Source organism: Pseudomonas sp. HD6515, from assembly GCF_024971855.1.
GTDB classification, from domain to species: Bacteria; Pseudomonadota; Gammaproteobacteria; order Pseudomonadales; family Pseudomonadaceae; genus Aquipseudomonas; species Aquipseudomonas alloputida.
Genome location: NZ_CP079827.1, coordinates 125,001 through 145,050 on the forward strand (window position 1 = coordinate 125,001; position 20,050 = coordinate 145,050).

General features: G+C 56.6%; 8 protein-coding genes, 2 tRNA genes and 6 rRNA genes (1 of these 16 running past the window's edge). 10 read left to right on the plus strand and 6 right to left on the minus strand.

The genetic code is table 11. The features are described 5' to 3' along the window. From KW568_RS00600 to rrf (KW568_RS00635), 8 genes are all read left to right on the plus strand, one after another. A 23S ribosomal RNA gene (locus tag KW568_RS00600) occupies positions 1 to 1,460 on the plus strand (it extends 1,433 nt beyond the left edge of the window). Between the two features lie 130 nt (positions 1,461 to 1,590). Then, positions 1,591 to 1,706, plus strand: a 5S ribosomal RNA gene (gene rrf, locus KW568_RS00605). 446 nt (positions 1,707 to 2,152) lie between these two features. Beyond that, positions 2,153 to 3,689: ribosomal RNA gene (locus KW568_RS00610) — 16S ribosomal RNA — on the plus strand. Between the two features lie 85 nt (positions 3,690 to 3,774). Further along, positions 3,775 to 3,851: transfer RNA gene (locus KW568_RS00615), tRNA-Ile, on the plus strand. Positions 3,852 to 3,875: 24 nt separating this feature from the next. Further along, positions 3,876 to 3,951 (plus strand) — tRNA-Ala (locus tag KW568_RS00620). A 243-nt stretch (positions 3,952 to 4,194) separates the two neighbouring features. Continuing rightward, positions 4,195 to 7,087, plus strand: a 23S ribosomal RNA gene (locus tag KW568_RS00625). A 131-nt stretch (positions 7,088 to 7,218) separates the two neighbouring features. Next, positions 7,219 to 7,334 (plus strand): 5S ribosomal RNA (gene rrf, locus KW568_RS00630). A 109-nt stretch (positions 7,335 to 7,443) separates the two neighbouring features. Next, positions 7,444 to 7,559: ribosomal RNA gene (gene rrf / locus KW568_RS00635) — 5S ribosomal RNA — on the plus strand. The 16S, 23S and 5S rRNA genes sit together here with 2 tRNA genes alongside, the layout of an rRNA operon. A 66-nt stretch (positions 7,560 to 7,625) precedes the next feature. On the opposite strand, the gene KW568_RS00640 is transcribed toward rrf (KW568_RS00635), so the two are convergent. The 4 genes from KW568_RS00640 to KW568_RS00655 form a co-directional block, all read right to left on the minus strand. Further along, positions 7,626 to 10,040, minus strand: a complete 2,415-nt coding sequence (locus tag KW568_RS00640; protein ID WP_004577157.1) for a TonB-dependent siderophore receptor — start codon at positions 10,038 to 10,040, stop codon at positions 7,626 to 7,628. A gap of 165 nt (positions 10,041 to 10,205) precedes the next feature. Continuing rightward, entirely contained in the window at positions 10,206 to 11,162 is a 957-nt protein-coding gene (locus tag KW568_RS00645) for a FecR family protein (protein ID WP_080635000.1), read from the minus strand. 4 nt (positions 11,163 to 11,166) lie between these two features. Further along, on the minus strand, positions 11,167 to 11,670 hold the full coding sequence (locus tag KW568_RS00650; RefSeq protein WP_003256011.1) for a sigma-70 family RNA polymerase sigma factor: 504 nt from the start codon (positions 11,668 to 11,670) through the stop codon (positions 11,167 to 11,169). 106 nt (positions 11,671 to 11,776) lie between these two features. Continuing rightward, complete coding sequence (locus KW568_RS00655; protein ID WP_003256010.1) at positions 11,777 to 12,466, minus strand: GntR family transcriptional regulator; 690 nt, start codon at positions 12,464 to 12,466, stop codon at positions 11,777 to 11,779. A gap of 203 nt (positions 12,467 to 12,669) precedes the next feature. Here KW568_RS00655 and lapG point away from each other — a divergent pair, with 203 nt between their 5' ends. Both lapG and lapD read left to right on the plus strand, forming a co-directional pair. Continuing rightward, positions 12,670 to 13,431, plus strand: coding sequence for a cysteine protease LapG (gene lapG, locus KW568_RS00660; protein WP_011953175.1), 762 nt, complete (start codon positions 12,670 to 12,672; stop codon positions 13,429 to 13,431). 10 nt (positions 13,432 to 13,441) lie between these two features. Continuing rightward, complete coding sequence (gene lapD, locus KW568_RS00665; protein WP_003256007.1) at positions 13,442 to 15,388, plus strand: cyclic di-GMP receptor LapD; 1,947 nt, start codon at positions 13,442 to 13,444, stop codon at positions 15,386 to 15,388. Positions 15,389 to 15,543: 155 nt separating this feature from the next. On the opposite strand, the gene KW568_RS00670 is transcribed toward lapD, so the two are convergent. Beyond that, on the minus strand, positions 15,544 to 16,902 hold the full coding sequence (locus tag KW568_RS00670) for an HlyD family type I secretion periplasmic adaptor subunit (RefSeq protein WP_014859068.1): 1,359 nt from the start codon (positions 16,900 to 16,902) through the stop codon (positions 15,544 to 15,546). A gap of 7 nt (positions 16,903 to 16,909) precedes the next feature. Then, a complete protein-coding gene (locus KW568_RS00675) occupies positions 16,910 to 19,066 on the minus strand; it encodes a type I secretion system permease/ATPase (protein WP_003256004.1) in 2,157 nt (718 codons plus the stop codon). Between the last annotated feature and the right edge of the window lie 984 nt (positions 19,067 to 20,050).

Genomic DNA, 20,050 nt, shown 5'->3' on the forward strand with positions numbered 1-20,050 from the left:
AGCCTGGCGTTGGTTGTCCAGGTTTAAGGTGGTAGGCTGAAATCTTAGGCAAATCCGGGATTTCAAGGCCGAGAGCTGATGACGAGTTGCCTTTAGGCGACGAAGTGGTTGATACCATGCTTCCAAGAAAAGCTCCTAAGCTTCAGATAACTGGGAACCGTACCCCAAACCGACACAGGTGGTTAGGTAGAGAATACCAAGGCGCTTGAGAGAACTCGGGTGAAGGAACTAGGCAAAATGGCACCGTAACTTCGGGAGAAGGTGCGCCGGCGAGGGTGAAGGACTTGCTCCGTAAGCCCATGCCGGTCGAAGATACCAGGCCGCTGCGACTGTTTATTAAAAACACAGCACTCTGCAAACACGAAAGTGGACGTATAGGGTGTGACGCCTGCCCGGTGCCGGAAGGTTAATTGATGGGGTTAGCGCAAGCGAAGCTCTTGATCGAAGCCCCGGTAAACGGCGGCCGTAACTATAACGGTCCTAAGGTAGCGAAATTCCTTGTCGGGTAAGTTCCGACCTGCACGAATGGCGTAACGATGGCGGCGCTGTCTCCACCCGAGACTCAGTGAAATTGAAATCGCTGTGAAGATGCAGTGTATCCGCGGCTAGACGGAAAGACCCCGTGAACCTTTACTATAGCTTTGCACTGGACTTTGAATTTGCTTGTGTAGGATAGGTGGGAGGCTTTGAAGTGGGGACGCCAGTTCTCATGGAGCCATCCTTGAAATACCACCCTGGCAACTTTGAGGTTCTAACTCAGGTCCGTTATCCGGATCGAGGACAGTGTATGGTGGGTAGTTTGACTGGGGCGGTCTCCTCCCAAAGAGTAACGGAGGAGTACGAAGGTGCGCTCAGACCGGTCGGAAATCGGTCGTAGAGTATAAAGGCAAAAGCGCGCTTGACTGCGAGACAAACACGTCGAGCAGGTACGAAAGTAGGTCTTAGTGATCCGGTGGTTCTGTATGGAAGGGCCATCGCTCAACGGATAAAAGGTACTCCGGGGATAACAGGCTGATACCGCCCAAGAGTTCATATCGACGGCGGTGTTTGGCACCTCGATGTCGGCTCATCACATCCTGGGGCTGAAGCCGGTCCCAAGGGTATGGCTGTTCGCCATTTAAAGTGGTACGCGAGCTGGGTTTAGAACGTCGTGAGACAGTTCGGTCCCTATCTGCCGTGGACGTTTGAGATTTGAGAGGGGCTGCTCCTAGTACGAGAGGACCGGAGTGGACGAACCTCTGGTGTTCCGGTTGTCACGCCAGTGGCATTGCCGGGTAGCTATGTTCGGAAGAGATAACCGCTGAAAGCATCTAAGCGGGAAACTTGCCTCAAGATGAGATCTCACTGGGATCTTGAATCCCCTAAAGGGCCGTCGAAGACTACGACGTTGATAGGTTGGGTGTGTAAGCGCTGTGAGGCGTTGAGCTAACCAATACTAATTGCCCGTGAGGCTTGACCATATAACACCCAAGCAATCTGCTACGCAGATTGTGGTGGTGAAGACGAAAGACCCGAAAATTCGTAAGACCACAAATATCGCATATCCGAATTCGCTGGGCTGTCCATCTGGACATTCTGGCAACAGAATTTCTTGACGACCATAGAGCATTGGAACCACCTGATCCCATCCCGAACTCAGCAGTGAAACGATGCATCGCCGATGGTAGTGTGGGGTTTCCCCATGTGAGAGTAGGTCATCGTCAAGATTCATTTCGCAAAACCCCTATCTGCGCATGCAGGTAGGGGTTTTGTCTTTAAGTAGAAGCTATCGCTTCTCCTGGTAGGCTGAACAGCCAGCTGGTGGTGGTAAAAAGGTGGTTGACAGCGTTTTTGGATGCTGTATTATTCACCTCCCGCGACGAGAGATCGAAGCGAGCCAAGTGTCTGAAGTTAAACGAGTTTCTCGAAAAACTTCAAAATAAACACTTGACAGACTCTGAGGAAAGCGTAGAATGCGCGCCTCGGTTGAGACGAAAAGCTCTTAACCAAACGCTCTTTAACAAATTGAATCAAGCAATTCGTGTGGGTGCTTGTGAGTACGGACTGATAGTCAAAAAGATTATCAGCATCACAAGTGACCATGCGAGAAATCACATAGTCATTTGAGATTGCTGAGCCAAGTTTAGGGTTTCTTAAAAACCCAAGCAGTATTGAACTGAAGAGTTTGATCATGGCTCAGATTGAACGCTGGCGGCAGGCCTAACACATGCAAGTCGAGCGGATGACGGGAGCTTGCTCCTTGATTCAGCGGCGGACGGGTGAGTAATGCCTAGGAATCTGCCTGGTAGTGGGGGACAACGTTTCGAAAGGAACGCTAATACCGCATACGTCCTACGGGAGAAAGCAGGGGACCTTCGGGCCTTGCGCTATCAGATGAGCCTAGGTCGGATTAGCTAGTTGGTGGGGTAATGGCTCACCAAGGCGACGATCCGTAACTGGTCTGAGAGGATGATCAGTCACACTGGAACTGAGACACGGTCCAGACTCCTACGGGAGGCAGCAGTGGGGAATATTGGACAATGGGCGAAAGCCTGATCCAGCCATGCCGCGTGTGTGAAGAAGGTCTTCGGATTGTAAAGCACTTTAAGTTGGGAGGAAGGGCAGTAAGTTAATACCTTGCTGTTTTGACGTTACCGACAGAATAAGCACCGGCTAACTCTGTGCCAGCAGCCGCGGTAATACAGAGGGTGCAAGCGTTAATCGGAATTACTGGGCGTAAAGCGCGCGTAGGTGGTTTGTTAAGTTGGATGTGAAAGCCCCGGGCTCAACCTGGGAACTGCATCCAAAACTGGCAAGCTAGAGTACGGTAGAGGGTGGTGGAATTTCCTGTGTAGCGGTGAAATGCGTAGATATAGGAAGGAACACCAGTGGCGAAGGCGACCACCTGGACTGATACTGACACTGAGGTGCGAAAGCGTGGGGAGCAAACAGGATTAGATACCCTGGTAGTCCACGCCGTAAACGATGTCAACTAGCCGTTGGAATCCTTGAGATTTTAGTGGCGCAGCTAACGCATTAAGTTGACCGCCTGGGGAGTACGGCCGCAAGGTTAAAACTCAAATGAATTGACGGGGGCCCGCACAAGCGGTGGAGCATGTGGTTTAATTCGAAGCAACGCGAAGAACCTTACCAGGCCTTGACATGCAGAGAACTTTCCAGAGATGGATTGGTGCCTTCGGGAACTCTGACACAGGTGCTGCATGGCTGTCGTCAGCTCGTGTCGTGAGATGTTGGGTTAAGTCCCGTAACGAGCGCAACCCTTGTCCTTAGTTACCAGCACGTTATGGTGGGCACTCTAAGGAGACTGCCGGTGACAAACCGGAGGAAGGTGGGGATGACGTCAAGTCATCATGGCCCTTACGGCCTGGGCTACACACGTGCTACAATGGTCGGTACAGAGGGTTGCCAAGCCGCGAGGTGGAGCTAATCTCACAAAACCGATCGTAGTCCGGATCGCAGTCTGCAACTCGACTGCGTGAAGTCGGAATCGCTAGTAATCGCGAATCAGAATGTCGCGGTGAATACGTTCCCGGGCCTTGTACACACCGCCCGTCACACCATGGGAGTGGGTTGCACCAGAAGTAGCTAGTCTAACCTTCGGGGGGACGGTTACCACGGTGTGATTCATGACTGGGGTGAAGTCGTAACAAGGTAGCCGTAGGGGAACCTGCGGCTGGATCACCTCCTTAATCGACGACATCAGCCTGCTGATGAGCTCCCACACGAATTGCTTGATTCATTGTAAAAGACGATGCTGTAACGCGACCCTGTTATAGGTCTGTAGCTCAGTTGGTTAGAGCGCACCCCTGATAAGGGTGAGGTCGGCAGTTCAAATCTGCCCAGACCTACCATTACATGGTTCAGCCGTAGAATACGGGGCCATAGCTCAGCTGGGAGAGCGCCTGCCTTGCACGCAGGAGGTCAGCGGTTCGATCCCGCTTGGCTCCACCACTTTCGCCGTACACAGTAACTTGTCAGAACTTAGAAATGAACATTCATATTGAATGTTGATTTCTGACTTTTGTCAGATCGTTCTTTAAAAATTCGGATATGTGATAGATATAGACTGAACACCAGTTTCACTGCTGGTGGATCAGGCTAAGGTAAAATTTGTGAGTTCTGCTCGAAAGAGCAACGTACGAATTTTCGGCGAATGTCGTCTTCACAGTATAACCAGATTGCTTGGGGTTATATGGTCAAGTGAAGAAGCGCATACGGTGGATGCCTTGGCAGTCAGAGGCGATGAAAGACGTGGTAGCCTGCGATAAGCTTTGGGGAGTCGGCAAACAGACTGTGATCCAGAGATCTCTGAATGGGGGAACCCAGCCAGCATAAGCTGGTTATCTTGTACTGAATACATAGGTGCAAGAGGCGAACCAGGGGAACTGAAACATCTAAGTACCCTGAGGAAAAGAAATCAACCGAGATTCCCTTAGTAGTGGCGAGCGAACGGGGACCAGCCCTTAAGTTGGTTTGAGATTAGTGGAACGCTCTGGAAAGTGCGGCCATAGTGGGTGATAGCCCCGTACACGAAAATCTCTTGTCAATGAAATCGAGTAGGACGGAGCACGAGAAACTTTGTCTGAATATGGGGGGACCATCCTCCAAGGCTAAATACTACTGACTGACCGATAGTGAACCAGTACCGTGAGGGAAAGGCGAAAAGAACCCCGGAGAGGGGAGTGAAATAGAACCTGAAACCGTATGCGTACAAGCAGTGGGAGCCTACTTTGTTAGGTGACTGCGTACCTTTTGTATAATGGGTCAGCGACTTATATTCAGTGGCGAGCTTAACCGAATAGGGGAGGCGTAGCGAAAGCGAGTCTTAATAGGGCGTTTAGTCGCTGGGTATAGACCCGAAACCGGGCGATCTATCCATGGGCAGGTTGAAGGTTAGGTAACACTGACTGGAGGACCGAACCGACTACCGTTGAAAAGTTAGCGGATGACCTGTGGATCGGAGTGAAAGGCTAATCAAGCTCGGAGATAGCTGGTTCTCCTCGAAAGCTATTTAGGTAGCGCCTCATGTATCACTGTAGGGGGTAGAGCACTGTTTCGGCTAGGGGGTCATCCCGACTTACCAAACCGATGCAAACTCCGAATACCTACAAGTGCCGAGCATGGGAGACACACGGCGGGTGCTAACGTCCGTCGTGAAAAGGGAAACAACCCAGACCGTCAGCTAAGGTCCCAAAGTCATGGTTAAGTGGGAAACGATGTGGGAAGGCTTAGACAGCTAGGAGGTTGGCTTAGAAGCAGCCACCCTTTAAAGAAAGCGTAATAGCTCACTAGTCGAGTCGGCCTGCGCGGAAGATGTAACGGGGCTCAAACCATGCACCGAAGCTACGGGTATCATCTTACGATGATGCGGTAGAGGAGCGTTCTGTAAGCCTGTGAAGGTGAGTTGAGAAGCTTGCTGGAGGTATCAGAAGTGCGAATGCTGACATGAGTAACGACAATGCGAGTGAAAAACTCGCACGCCGAAAGACCAAGGTTTCCTGCGCAACGTTAATCGACGCAGGGTTAGTCGGTCCCTAAGGCGAGGCTGAAAAGCGTAGTCGATGGAAAACAGGTTAATATTCCTGTACTTCCAGTTATTGCGATGGAGGGACGGAGAAGGTTAGGCCAGCCTGGCGTTGGTTGTCCAGGTTTAAGGTGGTAGGCTGAAATCTTAGGCAAATCCGGGATTTCAAGGCCGAGAGCTGATGACGAGTTGCCTTTAGGCGACGAAGTGGTTGATACCATGCTTCCAAGAAAAGCTCCTAAGCTTCAGATAACTGGGAACCGTACCCCAAACCGACACAGGTGGTTAGGTAGAGAATACCAAGGCGCTTGAGAGAACTCGGGTGAAGGAACTAGGCAAAATGGCACCGTAACTTCGGGAGAAGGTGCGCCGGCGAGGGTGAAGGACTTGCTCCGTAAGCCCATGCCGGTCGAAGATACCAGGCCGCTGCGACTGTTTATTAAAAACACAGCACTCTGCAAACACGAAAGTGGACGTATAGGGTGTGACGCCTGCCCGGTGCCGGAAGGTTAATTGATGGGGTTAGCGCAAGCGAAGCTCTTGATCGAAGCCCCGGTAAACGGCGGCCGTAACTATAACGGTCCTAAGGTAGCGAAATTCCTTGTCGGGTAAGTTCCGACCTGCACGAATGGCGTAACGATGGCGGCGCTGTCTCCACCCGAGACTCAGTGAAATTGAAATCGCTGTGAAGATGCAGTGTATCCGCGGCTAGACGGAAAGACCCCGTGAACCTTTACTATAGCTTTGCACTGGACTTTGAATTTGCTTGTGTAGGATAGGTGGGAGGCTTTGAAGTGGGGACGCCAGTTCTCATGGAGCCATCCTTGAAATACCACCCTGGCAACTTTGAGGTTCTAACTCAGGTCCGTTATCCGGATCGAGGACAGTGTATGGTGGGTAGTTTGACTGGGGCGGTCTCCTCCCAAAGAGTAACGGAGGAGTACGAAGGTGCGCTCAGACCGGTCGGAAATCGGTCGTAGAGTATAAAGGCAAAAGCGCGCTTGACTGCGAGACAAACACGTCGAGCAGGTACGAAAGTAGGTCTTAGTGATCCGGTGGTTCTGTATGGAAGGGCCATCGCTCAACGGATAAAAGGTACTCCGGGGATAACAGGCTGATACCGCCCAAGAGTTCATATCGACGGCGGTGTTTGGCACCTCGATGTCGGCTCATCACATCCTGGGGCTGAAGCCGGTCCCAAGGGTATGGCTGTTCGCCATTTAAAGTGGTACGCGAGCTGGGTTTAGAACGTCGTGAGACAGTTCGGTCCCTATCTGCCGTGGACGTTTGAGATTTGAGAGGGGCTGCTCCTAGTACGAGAGGACCGGAGTGGACGAACCTCTGGTGTTCCGGTTGTCACGCCAGTGGCATTGCCGGGTAGCTATGTTCGGAAGAGATAACCGCTGAAAGCATCTAAGCGGGAAACTTGCCTCAAGATGAGATCTCACTGGGATCTTGAATCCCCTAAAGGGCCGTCGAAGACTACGACGTTGATAGGTTGGGTGTGTAAGCGCTGTGAGGCGTTGAGCTAACCAATACTAATTGCCCGTGAGGCTTGACCATATAACACCCAAGCAATTTGCTGACGCAGGTTGCGGTGGTGAAGACGAAAGACCCGAAAATTCGTAAGACCACAAATATCGCATATCCGAATTCGCTGGGCTGTCCATCTGGACATTCTGGCAACAGAATTTCTTGACGACCATAGAGCATTGGAACCACCTGATCCCATCCCGAACTCAGTAGTGAAACGATGCATCGCCGATGGTAGTGTGGGGTTTCCCCATGTGAGAGTAGGTCATCGTCAAGATTCATTTCGCAAAACCCCTATCTGCACATGCAGGTAGGGGTTTTGTCTTTAAGTAGGAACTACAGAGATTCGCAGGCACGTCCTAAGGACGGGCCAGCACACAGAATTTCTTGACGACCATAGAGCATTGGAACCACCTGATCCCATCCCGAACTCAGCAGTGAAACGATGCATCGCCGATGGTAGTGTGGGGTTTCCCCATGTGAGAGTAGGTCATCGTCAAGATTCAAACCCAAAGCCCCTGTCTGCGATGCAGACAGGGGCTTTGTCTTTTTCGGGTTTCAATATCGGTTAGAACTGATAGCTGACTGTGGCGCTCACATTGCGCTCTTCACCCATGTAGCAGTAGTTCAGGCTGGCACATGAGGTGATGTAGCTTTCATTGGTAAGGTTGTTGGCGTTCAAGCGCACATCCACACCCGTCAGGCCGACCTTGCCCAGGTCATAGCCGATAGAGGCGTCGAACAGGGTGTAGGAAGGCACCTTCATGCTGTTTTCCGCATCGACCCAGCTGTACCCCACATATCGCACCCCACCGCCCAGCCGCAGGCCATCCAGTGCCCCCTGGCGGAAGATATAGTCGGCCCACAGCGAGAGCATCTGTTTCGGCGCCTGAGTCGGCGAATTACCCTTGTTGTCCACGTTGCCTGAGACAAGGCTCGGCATTGACTTCGAATACTCGATATCGGTGAAGGTATAGCCACTCAGCAGTTTGAGGCTGTCGGTCAGCTGTACATGGGCCTCAAGCTCCAGCCCTTGCGAGCGGACTTCACCGACAGGGCGATAGAAGTCTTCGTCAGGCTGTTTAGACGCCAAATTCTCCTGCTCGATGCGGAACACCGATGCGGTGAACAGGTTGTCGCTCCCTGGTGGCTGATATTTGATGCCGGCTTCCCACTGAGTGCCCTCCGTCGGTGCCAGCGGCCGGCCTTGCTGGTCGGACACGGTGTTCGGGTTGAACGACTCCGAGTAGCTGATGTAGGGCGCAATGCCGTTCTCGAACAGGTAGAGCACCCCTGCCCGGGAGGTGAACCTGGAGCGTTGATCACTGACCTTGCTGTCGCTGTCACGGTTCTCTTCGGACACCTTCACCCAGTCCTGGCGCAGCCCCAATGAAAAGCGCCACTGGTCCAGCTCCACCAGATCCTGCAGGTACACACCCGTTTGTTGCAAGCGCCGCTGGTAGCGGTTCTCGCCCAGTACCTGAAGATTGCCATTGCCGTACTGTGGATTGCCGGCATCCAGTGGGCCGACGGTGCCATAGCGCCATGCCACGTCGGCTTTGCGCCGCTGGTAGTCAGCCCCCAGTAGCAAGGTGTGTTTGGCCGCCCCGGTAAAGAATTCTGCCTGCAGCATGTTATCAATGATGTACGAATGCAGACGCTCGTCGCCGCCGGTATAGGCGCGATTTAACATGTTGCTGTCAACATCTGCCCAGCCGGCGGAGTACACCTGGTCCATCGACACGTCGGAATCCTGATAACGGAAGTTCTGCCGCGCTGTGAACACATCATTGAAGCGATGCTCAAACTGGTAGCTGAAGGATTGCTGCGTGCGCTCGTAGTTGTCGATGCTCGGCTCGCCTTCGAAGAAATGGTCTGACAGGCGCAAACCGTTGCGCTTGTGCAGCATGCCATCAGCAGGGTTACCGCCGTGGTACCCACCGTCAGGGTCGTGCTGCAAATAGGCCTGCAGCGTGAGTGAGGTGTCTTCGGTGAAGTCGACACTGATAGCAGGGGCGATGGCGTAACGTTCTTCCTTGTTGTGGTCGAACTGAGTGTCGGAAGCATCCGCCAAACCCGTCAGGCGATACGCAATGCGTTTGTCGTCATCCACAGGACCACTGAAGTCGAAGCCCACGCCACGCTGGCCCTGAGTACCTACCGTGGCCTGAACCTGATGGTAAGGGGCAAAGAGTGGCTTCTTGGTGGTCAGGGCTACCAGGCCACCCGGCGAGCTTCGCCCGTACAGTACCGAAGACGGTCCCTTGAGAATGTCGATGCGCTCAAGAAAGTATGGGTCTACCTGCATCGTGCTGTAGGTGCCGTTGTCGCCCATTGACTTGAGCCCATCGACGTAGATGTTGTCCACCGAACCGTCGTTGAAGCCGCGCATGGCTACATAGTCATAGCGATGAGTGGCACCGTACGGGTTGGTCAGTACTCCAGGCGTGTAGCGCATGGCCTGGGCAACGGTCTGAGAGCCCTGATCGTCCATTTGTTGGCGAGTGACTACCGAGACCGATTGGGATGTCTCCACCAAGGGCATGCTGGTCTTGGTCGCCACCTGGCTGTGCGTGGCGTTGTAACCCTCCATGCTGCCCAGTGCGTTGCCGAGGGAGAAACTACGGATGTCGGTGTCTGGCAATGCCAGGGCGGCGTTCTGACGCTGTGCCTGCAGCACATAGTTACGTCCCCCCTGGCTGACGGCTTCCAGTCCGCTGCCATTTAGCAACTGGCGCAGCGCTTGATCGGTAGTGTACTGCCCCTGCAGTCCGTTGGAATGCAGGCCATCGGTCAGCTGAGGCGTGCTCGATAGGGTGATGCCGGCCTGACGAGCGATCTTGTTGAGCACATCGGTCAGTTGGCCAGCCGGTATTGCATAGTCATGGCTCACTTCGGCTGTGTCGGCCGCTACGGAAAGTTGCGGAGCAGTTGCCAGGCCCAGGGCGGTACCAAACAGAACAGCCCGGATGGCGTGGCGCAAGTGAGCTGATTGCAGGACTGGACGAATATCATTCGGGCTGAAAGTGTGGGTTAACACCGGGTTGGTAGGCATGAAGGGTCCGTTAAAGTGTCGAGGGCAGAAAGTGTTGCTTACTGTCCTAGCCGGACCTGGATTCAAAACCCGCCAGAAATCGATAACGCCTTATCAGGTCATGCTCTCTACATGCACCCACCAGCGTGTACGTCGACGAAGTCGTACGGGCAACGTCTGCGGTAGCAGCCGAAGCAGTTGTTCCGGGTCTTCGAGGCGGAACACCCCCGACAGGCGCAGGTCGGCAATCTCATTGCTGCAGCCCAGGTAACCATGGCGATAGCGGCTGACCTGCGCGAGGAAGTTGGAGAGGCGCATGTCCTGAGTGACGATCAACCCTTCAGTCCAGGCCATCGCATCCATCTCCATGTGCGCGAGCCGGTGCGCACCTTGAGCATCCAGGCGCCAGTTCTGGCCACCTTCGATCCACTGAAGTTGGCCAGTACCAGGCCGGTGTATCGCCACTTTGCCGTGGCTGACGCTGACACGTGTGCAGTCGCTATCCTGATAGGCCACAAAGCGTCCTTCGAAGCCTTCCAGCAGCGCGTCGCGGGTTTGTACCAGCAGGGGATGCCGGGGGTTGCAGTTGATCATCAATTCCCCATGCTTCAAGCGGACCAGACGCTGTTGATCATGGAAGGCCAGGTCCACGGCACTGCAGGTATTGAGTTGCATCAGTGAGCCATCGGGCAGGGTGAAGACGCGTCGCTCGCCCGTGGCGGTGGCATAGTCTGACGTCCAGGCACTCACAGTATCGAGGTCTTTGGCCAGCCAGCTCGCAGATCCTGCCATGACAACGCCGCCAAGCAGCTTCAGCGCCTGTCGGCGGCGCAGGCGCTGCTGGCTGGTTTCCAGTGTCTGCAATGCCAGCCCGGCACCGGGAATAGCGCGCAGGTCAAGGTCCTGATGAAGGTGAACCACACGCTGCCAGGCCTGTTCGTTTTCGTGGTGGCTGCTGCGCCAATGCGCGCACTGTTGTTGCAGAGCTGGATCGTGCCCGCTTTCACGCAGCCGCAGCATCCACTGAATGGCCTGCCTGACCGTTTTTGTATCAGGGCGTGCGACGGTCATGGATTCAGCAGTCGTCTTCATAGCGCAGCACGTAGCAGTGATAGAGCGCATCGGCGATGTAGCGCTCAACGGTGCGCACGGAGATCCCCATCTGTTCGGCGATGGCCTGATGCTTCAGCCCCTCGCATTGAGCCAGCAGGAATGCGCGACGGACCTTGGGTTTGAGGCCGTCGAGCATGCGTGCAATACGCTCAAGCAATTCCAGCAGCAGCTCGCGGGTCTCGACTGAGGGGGCCAGGGCTTCCGGCACATGGGCCAAAGCCTCCAGGTAGGCCCTGTGCAGTTCCTCGCGGCGCCAATGATCGATCACCAACCCACGCGCTACCGTGCGCAGGAAGGCCCTGGGAGCATTCAGCTGCAATTGCTCACGACGCTGTAGCAAGCGGACGAAGGTATCCTGGGCGAGGTCAGCCGCATCGGCTGCGTTGCCGAGCTTGCTACGCAGCCAGGTATGCAACCAGCCGTGGTGGTCACTGTAGAGCGTTTGCACGGAATCGTTGCTGGGCATGGAGGAGGGCGCCGGCATCAATGGACGTTAATGATAATTAGTCTCATTGTTGGCGGAGCAAGATTAATTTGCAACCCATCAATTACCGCGTAAAGCCGGTAATGGGCTAACGCCCCAATTGCGTATCCAGGTAATTGCGGATCACCCGCGCCCCGCCATTGAGGTGCCGTTCCAGCACCGCTACCGCTTCGTCCACCAGCTTGTCGCTGGCTGCGTCTACCAGTGCGTTGTGATCGTCCTGAGTGAGCTTGCCCAGGCCCATGGACGAAAGATGGAAACGCAGGAAGCGTTCTTCCTCGTTCAGTTCGTTCTCGATAAGGCGCAGTAGTTTCTTGTTCGGCGCCTTGCTGTACAGCGCCATGTGGAGCAGGCGGTTGAGGCGGCCAATTTCGGTGTGGCTGGTCTCGTTCTCCAGTTGCTGGATATACCCGCGGGCGCTGGCGATGTCGCTGGCATCAAGCAGCGGGATAGACTGGCGCAGCGCCTCGCTCTCGAGCAATACGCGAAGGGCATAGGTGTCCACTGCATCCTCGCCGATCAGCGGTGCAACGACGGCGCCCTTATGCATCTCCACCTTCAGCAGGGACTGCGCTTCGAGCTGGCGCAGGGCTTCGCGCACGGGCATGCGGCTAACGCCGTACAAGGTGGCGAGCTCTTGTTGGCGAACCGCAGTACCAGGGGGCAAGCGCCCATCGAGAATGGCGCTGCGCAGGCGTTCTTCGATCACGGCACGGGCCTGATGCGGCAACAACTGCTCGCTGGCCAGCACATTGCTCAATTTGATTTTCTTGGCCACGCGACGCCTGCCTCAACGATGACTATATTGGATCCAATGACACTAGTAACAGCTTGTGAGGGTGTCAAACCTGCACCCACACTGGTACGGGCGCCCCAAAAGCGCGGCTATGGTGGAGGAAGTCGCACGTCAAAGGAAGCTGCCTATAGAAAGATGTAAGCAGAAAGTATAGGCGGGCTGACAGCCGGGTGCGTGATTGCAGGGTGCCATTGTCTTTTGCGGTGGCAAGCCCCACCATCGCTGCTTTCGACTGGTCTGAACAGGGCTTCGCAGTGGCGATATCCTGGTTGCTCAAAACCGTAGTGCGATATGTCGGCTTTGCCGCGCTGCTGGGCAGTCTTCTGCTGGGCGGCTTGCACGCGGATTGGGATTTCTCCCAGATCAGCCGCAAGTCGCAGGCTCTGTACGGCCCACTAGGTGCCGGGCAGGGGCGCATCGATGCCTGGCAGAGCCTGATGGCCACGCAGAAGCAGGGTACCGAGCTTGAACGGTTGCAAGTGGTCAACCGCTTCTTCAACCAGCAATTGCGTTATGTCGAGGATATCGATCTGTGGCATGAGGTCGACTACTGGGCCACACCTGTGCAGGCACTGATCAAAGGTGCAGGGGACTGCGAGGATTACGCCATCGCCAAATATTTCAGTCTACGGCGCATGGGAATCCCCAGCGAAAAACTGCGCATCACCTACGTCAAGGCGCTGCGGCAGAACCGGGCACACATGGTCCTGACCTATTATTCAAGCCCACAGGCCCAGCCTTTGGTGCTGGACAGTCTGATGGATGCCATCAAGCCGGCAAGCCAGCGTACCGACCTGCTGCCGGTGTACGCCTTCAATGGCGAGGGGTTGTGGCTGACGGGCGCCGCAGGGAACAAGAAGGTTGGTGATACCAAGCGGCTGTCACGCTGGCAGGATTTGTTGAAGAAAATGCAGGCCGAAGGGTTCCCGGCCGAGCCGGTTTACTGAAGGAGCACAGATGTCACTGTTCAAACAATTGCTGTTGGCCATTTGCCTGTTCCTGGTGGTCGCCTTCAGTGGCAGTTTCATGGTCAGCCTGGAAAGCTCGCGCAGCCAATACGTCAACCAGCTGCGCTCGCACGCCCAGGATGCGGCCACCGCGCTGGCGCTTTCGCTGACGCCGAATATCGACGACCCAGCGATGGTCGAGCTGATGGTCAGCTCGATTTTCGACAGTGGTTACTATGCAAGCATCAAGGTCGTCGACCTGGGTTCCAATGCCGTGCTGGTGGAGCGACACGCCGAGCCAGACCCTGGCGGTGTGCCGCTTTGGTTCGTGCGCCTGATCGGCCTTGAGGCCGCCGGCGGCGATGCAATCGTCAGTCGTGGCTGGCAGCAGGCCGCGCGCGTTGAAGTGATCAGCCACCCGATGTTCGCCATTGCCAAGCTTTGGCAAAGTGCCTTGGGCAGCCTGGGTTGGTTGCTGTTGTGCGGTGCGGCCAGTGCCGTGCTCGGTGCTTTGCTGTTGCGCCGCCAGTTGAGGCCGCTGGACTACATGGTCGAGCAATCCCACGCTATTGCTCGCCGCGAATTCCTCAGCCTGCCAGAGTTGCCACGCACGCCGGAGCTACGCCGCGTAGTGCAAGCGATGAACCAGATGGTCGAGAAACTCAAAGCCCTGTTCACCGAGCAGGCCGAGCGCAGTGAGCGGCTGCGTGCGGAGTCCTACCAGGACAGCCTGACCGGGCTGTCGAACCGCCGCTATTTTGAAATGCAGCTGAACAATCGGGTAAGCAACCTGGAAGACGCGCGCGCCGGCTACCTGCTGTTGCTGCGGGTTCAGGGCCTGGCTGGCCTGAACGCCCGCCTTGGCGGCCAGCGTACCGACCAGTTGCTGCAAGCGGTAGGTGAACAGCTGCGTCGTACTTGTGCCAGCTACCCGGAAACCAACGACCTCATTTCCCGCAGCCGCGGCGGTGAATTTGCAGTGCTGGCACCGGGCATGGTGCATGAGGAGGCCGTACACCTTGCCCAGGCCCTGGAGGCAACGTTGCAGAGCCTGCACGAAACGGGGGCCAGTGATATAGACCCGGTGGCTTGTATAGGCCTGGCACCATTCAGCCCTGGTGATTCACCACAGGCATTGCTGAAGCTCGCCGACGAGGCTCTGGCCCGCGCTGAGAACCAGCCAACGCCGGGCTGGGTATGCCTTGAGCAAGGTGTTGCTGCGGTTGCCGCAGATAGCCAGCATGCCTGGCACGAACGGCTCGACCAGGCGTTTATCAATGGGCATTTCGAGTTGTTCTTCCAGCCAGTGATGGAGTGCGCTTCCTCGCAACGGGTACTGCACCACAAAGTTATTTCGCGTTTGCGCGATGGCCAGGGCGAGGCCTTGCCGGCGGGCCGCTTCCTGCCTTGGCTGGAGCGCTTCGGCTGGATGCCGCGGCTGGATGTGCTGGTGCTGGAGAAAGTGTTGGCGCACCTGCGAGGGCATGACCAGGTGCTGGCGTTGAACCTGTCCGCCGCCACCCTGGCCGACCCCAAGGCCCTTCAACGCATTTTCGAGCTGCTGGGCCAGAATGCGGCGCTCGGCCCGCGGCTGGTTTTTGAAATTGGCGAGGAGCAGTTGCCTGAGCAGGCAGCATTGGAGCAACTCACCCGGCGCCTGCATGGGCTAGGTTTCGGGTTGGCTTTGCAACGCTTCGGTGGGCGCTTCAGCATGATTGGCAACCTGGCGCACTTGGGCCTGGCGTACCTGAAGATTGACGGCAGTTACATCCGCAACATCGATCATGAGCAGCACAAGCGGCTGTTCATCGAAGCGATCCAGCGTGCGGCGCATAGCATCGACCTGCCGCTGATTGCTGAGCGAGTCGAGACGGAAGGGGAGCGGTTGGTGTTGCTGGAGATGGGAGTAGGCGGGATTCAGGGGCAACTGGTGGGTGAGCCTGCGCCTTGGCGCTGAATGGCCTCTCTCGCGCCGCTGTAGGAACAGCCTAGAGCCGCAAAAGGGCCGCATAGCGGCCCCAGGTTCACGTAGCGATGTGCAGGGCTGCTTGTACAGCCCTGTCGCGACACGAGGCCGCTCCTACAGCAATGGCGAAACCAGCAGGTCGGCTATCACCGCTCGCGCAGCGCTTCCGAGCGCGCCTTCATGATCGGCTTGAGCAGGTAGCTCATGATGGTTTTCTTGCCTGTCATGATGTCCACCGTCGCCACCATCCCCGGAATGATCAGCAGTGGCTTCTCATCAGTCCCCAGGTGGCTGCGATCAGTGCGCAGCTTGATCAGGTAATACGTAGTCTTCTTGTCTTCATCGGTAATGGTGTCGGCGCCAATCTGCTCTAGCTTGGCCTTGAGCCCACCGTAGATGGTGTAGTCATACGCGGTGAACTTGACCGTCGCTTCCTGGCCAGGGTGCAGGAAGGCGATGTCTTTGGGCAGGATCTTTGCCTCGATGACCAGCGTGTCGTCCAGTGGCACGACTTCGATGATATCGCTGCCTGGCTGGATTACCCCGCCAATGGTGTTCACCAGCAGTTGCTTGACGATACCGCGTACTGGCGAAGTGACAAGTGTGCGGTGCACCCGGTCGTCCAGCGCCTTGCTGGTGGCGGTAGCCTTGTTCAGTTCGGTGCGTGCCTCGTTCAGCTGGGTCAGCGCTTCACTTCGGAACTTGCCACGCGTCTCTTCGATCTTGCTTTGCACCTCGCGGATGGCCGCCTCTGCGCGCGGGATCGCCAGCGCAGTGGAGTCCAGCTGACCGCGATTTTCCACTTCAGCACGGCGCAGGCGCAGCACTTCAACCTGGGAAATCGCGCCGGTTGCCACCAGCGGTTCGGACATACTGATTTCCTTGCGCAGCAGCTCAAGGCTGTTGGCGTACTGGGTGCGCTTGGAGCTGTATTCGCGCAGTTCCTGCTGGCGTTGGACCAACTGCTGTTGCAGGCCGCCAATTTCGTCCTGCAGTTGCTGGCGCCGGCTCTGGTACAGCGACTCCTCACTGGCCGCCTGGTTTGGCGCGGCTTTACGCAGCTTTTCGTCGATTATCAGCGGGCTGTCCTGTACCTCGGCACTCAAACGTTCGACCCGCAGGGCCATGGCCAGGCGGTCAGCCTCGGTTTCACCAACGTTGGAGGCGAAGCGGGTTTCATCCAGGCGCAGCAATGGCTGGCCCACTTCGACGATCTGCCCCTCCTTGGCGAAGATTTCGGCGACGATGCCGCCCTCCAGGTTCTGGATCTTCTGTACCTTGGAAGAGGGAATGGCCTTGCCTTCACCCCGCGTAACTTCGTCGATGGGCGCAACGCTGGCCCATACAATCAAGAACACGAAGAACAGGATCACGCCCCAGATGGTCAGCCGCACCACCCGCGGTGCATCTTCGATCAGGGCTTTGTTTACCTCGGGCAGCGGCTGGCCGCCAAGCGAGTCGCTGCCTTTGAAATAGCGCCGCAGGCCGTCCTTGAACTGCCCCATATCCAGCTTATGCAACACTGATCTGCCCCTTCTTCAGTGCATCCATGACCGCGGCTTTCGGGCCGTCGGCGACAATCTGCCCGCGATCGATCACGATCAGCCGGTCTACCAGCGACAGCAACGAGGCACGGTGCGTGACCAGCAGTACCGTCTTGCCCTCCACCACCGCTTGCAGGCGCTGCTTGAGGCGTTCTTCACCGGTGTTGTCCATGGCGCTGGTCGGCTCGTCCAGCAGCAGGATCTGCGGGTTGAGCAGCAGCGCACGGCCCAAGGCGACGTTCTGCCGCTGGCCGCCGGACAGGTTCTGCCCGCGTTCACCCACTTGCAGCTCGTAGCCGTCGGGGTGCAGCCGGGCGAATTCATGTACGCCCGCCAGTTCAGCGGCCTGCAGGATCAATTCGTCCTCGATGTAGCGGGCGCCGCTGACCAGGTTGTCACGCAAGGTGCCGGCCAACAGCTGGATGTCCTGTGGGACGTAGCCGATGTTGTGGCGCAGTTCGCTGACATCGATCTGGCGAATGTCGACGCCATCGACCAGCAGCGAGCCACCATCGGCCTCGTACAGGCCGACAATGAGCTTGGCCAGCGAGCTCTTGCCCGAGCCGCTGCGACCGATGATGCCGACCTTCTCGCCAGGGCGGATGGTCAGGTTGATATTCTTCAGGGCCAGGTTCTGCTGGTTCGGATAAGTGAAGTCGACACCGCGGAACTCGACGCTGCCCTGTAGCACCTTGCGGCTCAGCGGGCGCTCTTCGAAGTTGCGCTCTTGGGGTAGATCCATCATGTGGTCGGTGGAGACCATGGTCACCTTGGCTTGCTGGTAGCGGGCGAGCAGGCCGTTGAGTTGGCCCAACGGGCCGAGGGCGCGGCCGCTGAGCATGTAGCAAGCCACCAGCCCGCCCATGCTCAGGTTGCCGTCGATGATCAGGTACACGCCGACGCAGATCATTGCCACGCCTGCCAGTTGCTGGATCAGCAGGGTGATGTTCATCGCCAGGCTCGACAGCACTTTCACGCGCAGTTCCAGCCGGCTCAGGGTGCCGAGGGTTTGCTCCCACATATACTGGCGTTCGCTTTCGGCGTTGTTGACCTTTACCGCATCCAGACCCGCCAGGGTTTCGATCAGGCTGGACTGGCGCTCTGATGCCAAAGCCATGGTCCGCTCCATGGTCGCCATCAGTGGCCGCTGCAGGGCGTAGCCGATGCCCAGAGCCAGCGGGAAAGCGATGATCGGTATCCACACCAGGTGCCCGCCAATGATGGCGATGACGATCAAAATCAGGATGGTAAAGGGCAGGTCGATCAGGCTGGTCAGGGTCAGCGAGGCGAGGAAGTCGCGCAGGCCCTGGAACTCGTGAATGTTCTGGGCAAAGCTGCCGACCCGCGCCGGCCGGTACTTCATCGACATGCCGACGATACGTTCAAACAGCGTTGCCGAGATGATCAGGTCGGTCTTCTTGCCTGCCAGGTCCAGGCACAGGCCGCGAAGGCCTTTGAGGATCAGGTCGAAGATGTACGCGCCGGCGATACCGATGGCCAGTACCCAGAGCGTCGAGGTGGCCTGGTTTGGCACCACCCGGTCATACACGTTCATCACGAACAGCGGCGCGGCCAAGGCGATCAGGTTGATCACCAGGCTGGCGGCGATAGCGTCGATATACAACCACTTGCTGCGCAGCAGGGTGTCGCGGAACCACGACTTCGCGCGTGGGATGAGGTTGCCGTGGTTGACATCGAACTTGTGCTGCGGCTGCGCGAAGAACACGCGGCCGCTGTAGTCGCTTAGCAGTGCTTCGCGGCTGACGTGCACCTCGCCACCGTCGCTCTCGCTGAGTAGCAGGCGCGCGGTGTCATCGTTCTCCCAGCCGAGCAGGACGGCGCTGCGGCCCTCCTTGAGCAGCAGCATGGCCGGCATGGCGATACTTGGGATCTGCTCCAGCTTTCGCTGAAGCAGGCGCCCCTGCAGGCCTGCCCGGGCTGCAGCGCGGGGCAGCAGTTCAGGGCTCAGGCGCTGGGCGGGTAGCGGTAGGCCTGTTGTCAGCATGACCCGGCTGGCGGGCTTCTGGTGCAGGACACACAGGCTCAGCAGACTATCCAGCAGGGGATCGTCATGCTGACTGCGTGGATCGTGGCTGAGTTGGACTCGACTGACTTCGGATTCCACGCGGCGCTCTCTTCATCCTTGTGGTGGGTGGGGTGGGTGTGCCGTCGTTAAGGTCGGGTCGGCTCACCCTGGCTCTCTATTGGTACGGCAAAGCTGTGCTGATTAGGGTTATCACGCCCCGGTGCTTGAGCAGCTGGCCAATGTTCGCCTTGAATCGGTGTTGAGTAAACAATTCTACGTGCTTCATTTTCACCAGACTTAGCGGGGCAATGATTGTTTCATTTTTGATCCAGCCATCATCCGGCTTGTTGCAGGATAGCCTGCCACTCAGCCAAGGGAAGCAAGGGCTGTGGGTTCCAGCTTAGTCATTGTCAGTAAACAGGCGCTGGTTTGTTGGCGCATATCCGTGGCTTGTTAGTCAAAATTCATCTATAGAAAGCAGATCCTTTGCTTTCTTGCATTCAATATTCGCAAGCGATTTCCCATGATAGGGAGGCCAGTATTTGCGCACTCGTACGCCATGTCTTTGATTTGCGACAAATCGCTGCTTGTGCTTGCGCAGCGTTGAAAGCCTGGTGTGCCTCGAGCGAGCAAGCGCTCCCGGGTCATGCTGGTTATCGACCTCTGCCTGGCCGCATTCCGGCAAGGTTTGTGCTTATTCGGCAATCAGTGTCCGGGCATTTGACAGTGATCTGGATATTGACGCCAGTAATGCTGACATTGCCGAAGGAGGACAGTCTCGCCGCATGATTTACGGGTGTTGAGGTGTATGAAAAAGTGCTGGAGCTGACGGCTTAACACCCTTTAGATGATGTAAGACATTTGTCCTAAGGAAACGCTTGGCTAAGGTACAAATATCAATGTGACATTACATTGCCGATTGTTTAGGATGGCATGTATAAGGTCAATAGTTTGGCAGTTAGGCAATTCCAAAAAGTTATAGACGGAATATTGACGTCAAAAATCGTCAAGAGATCATCGACATAGTTCCGCCTGAAGTGGCTAGCAAGCGCCGCTCTGGCAGGGAAGTACCCATCGGGTCAC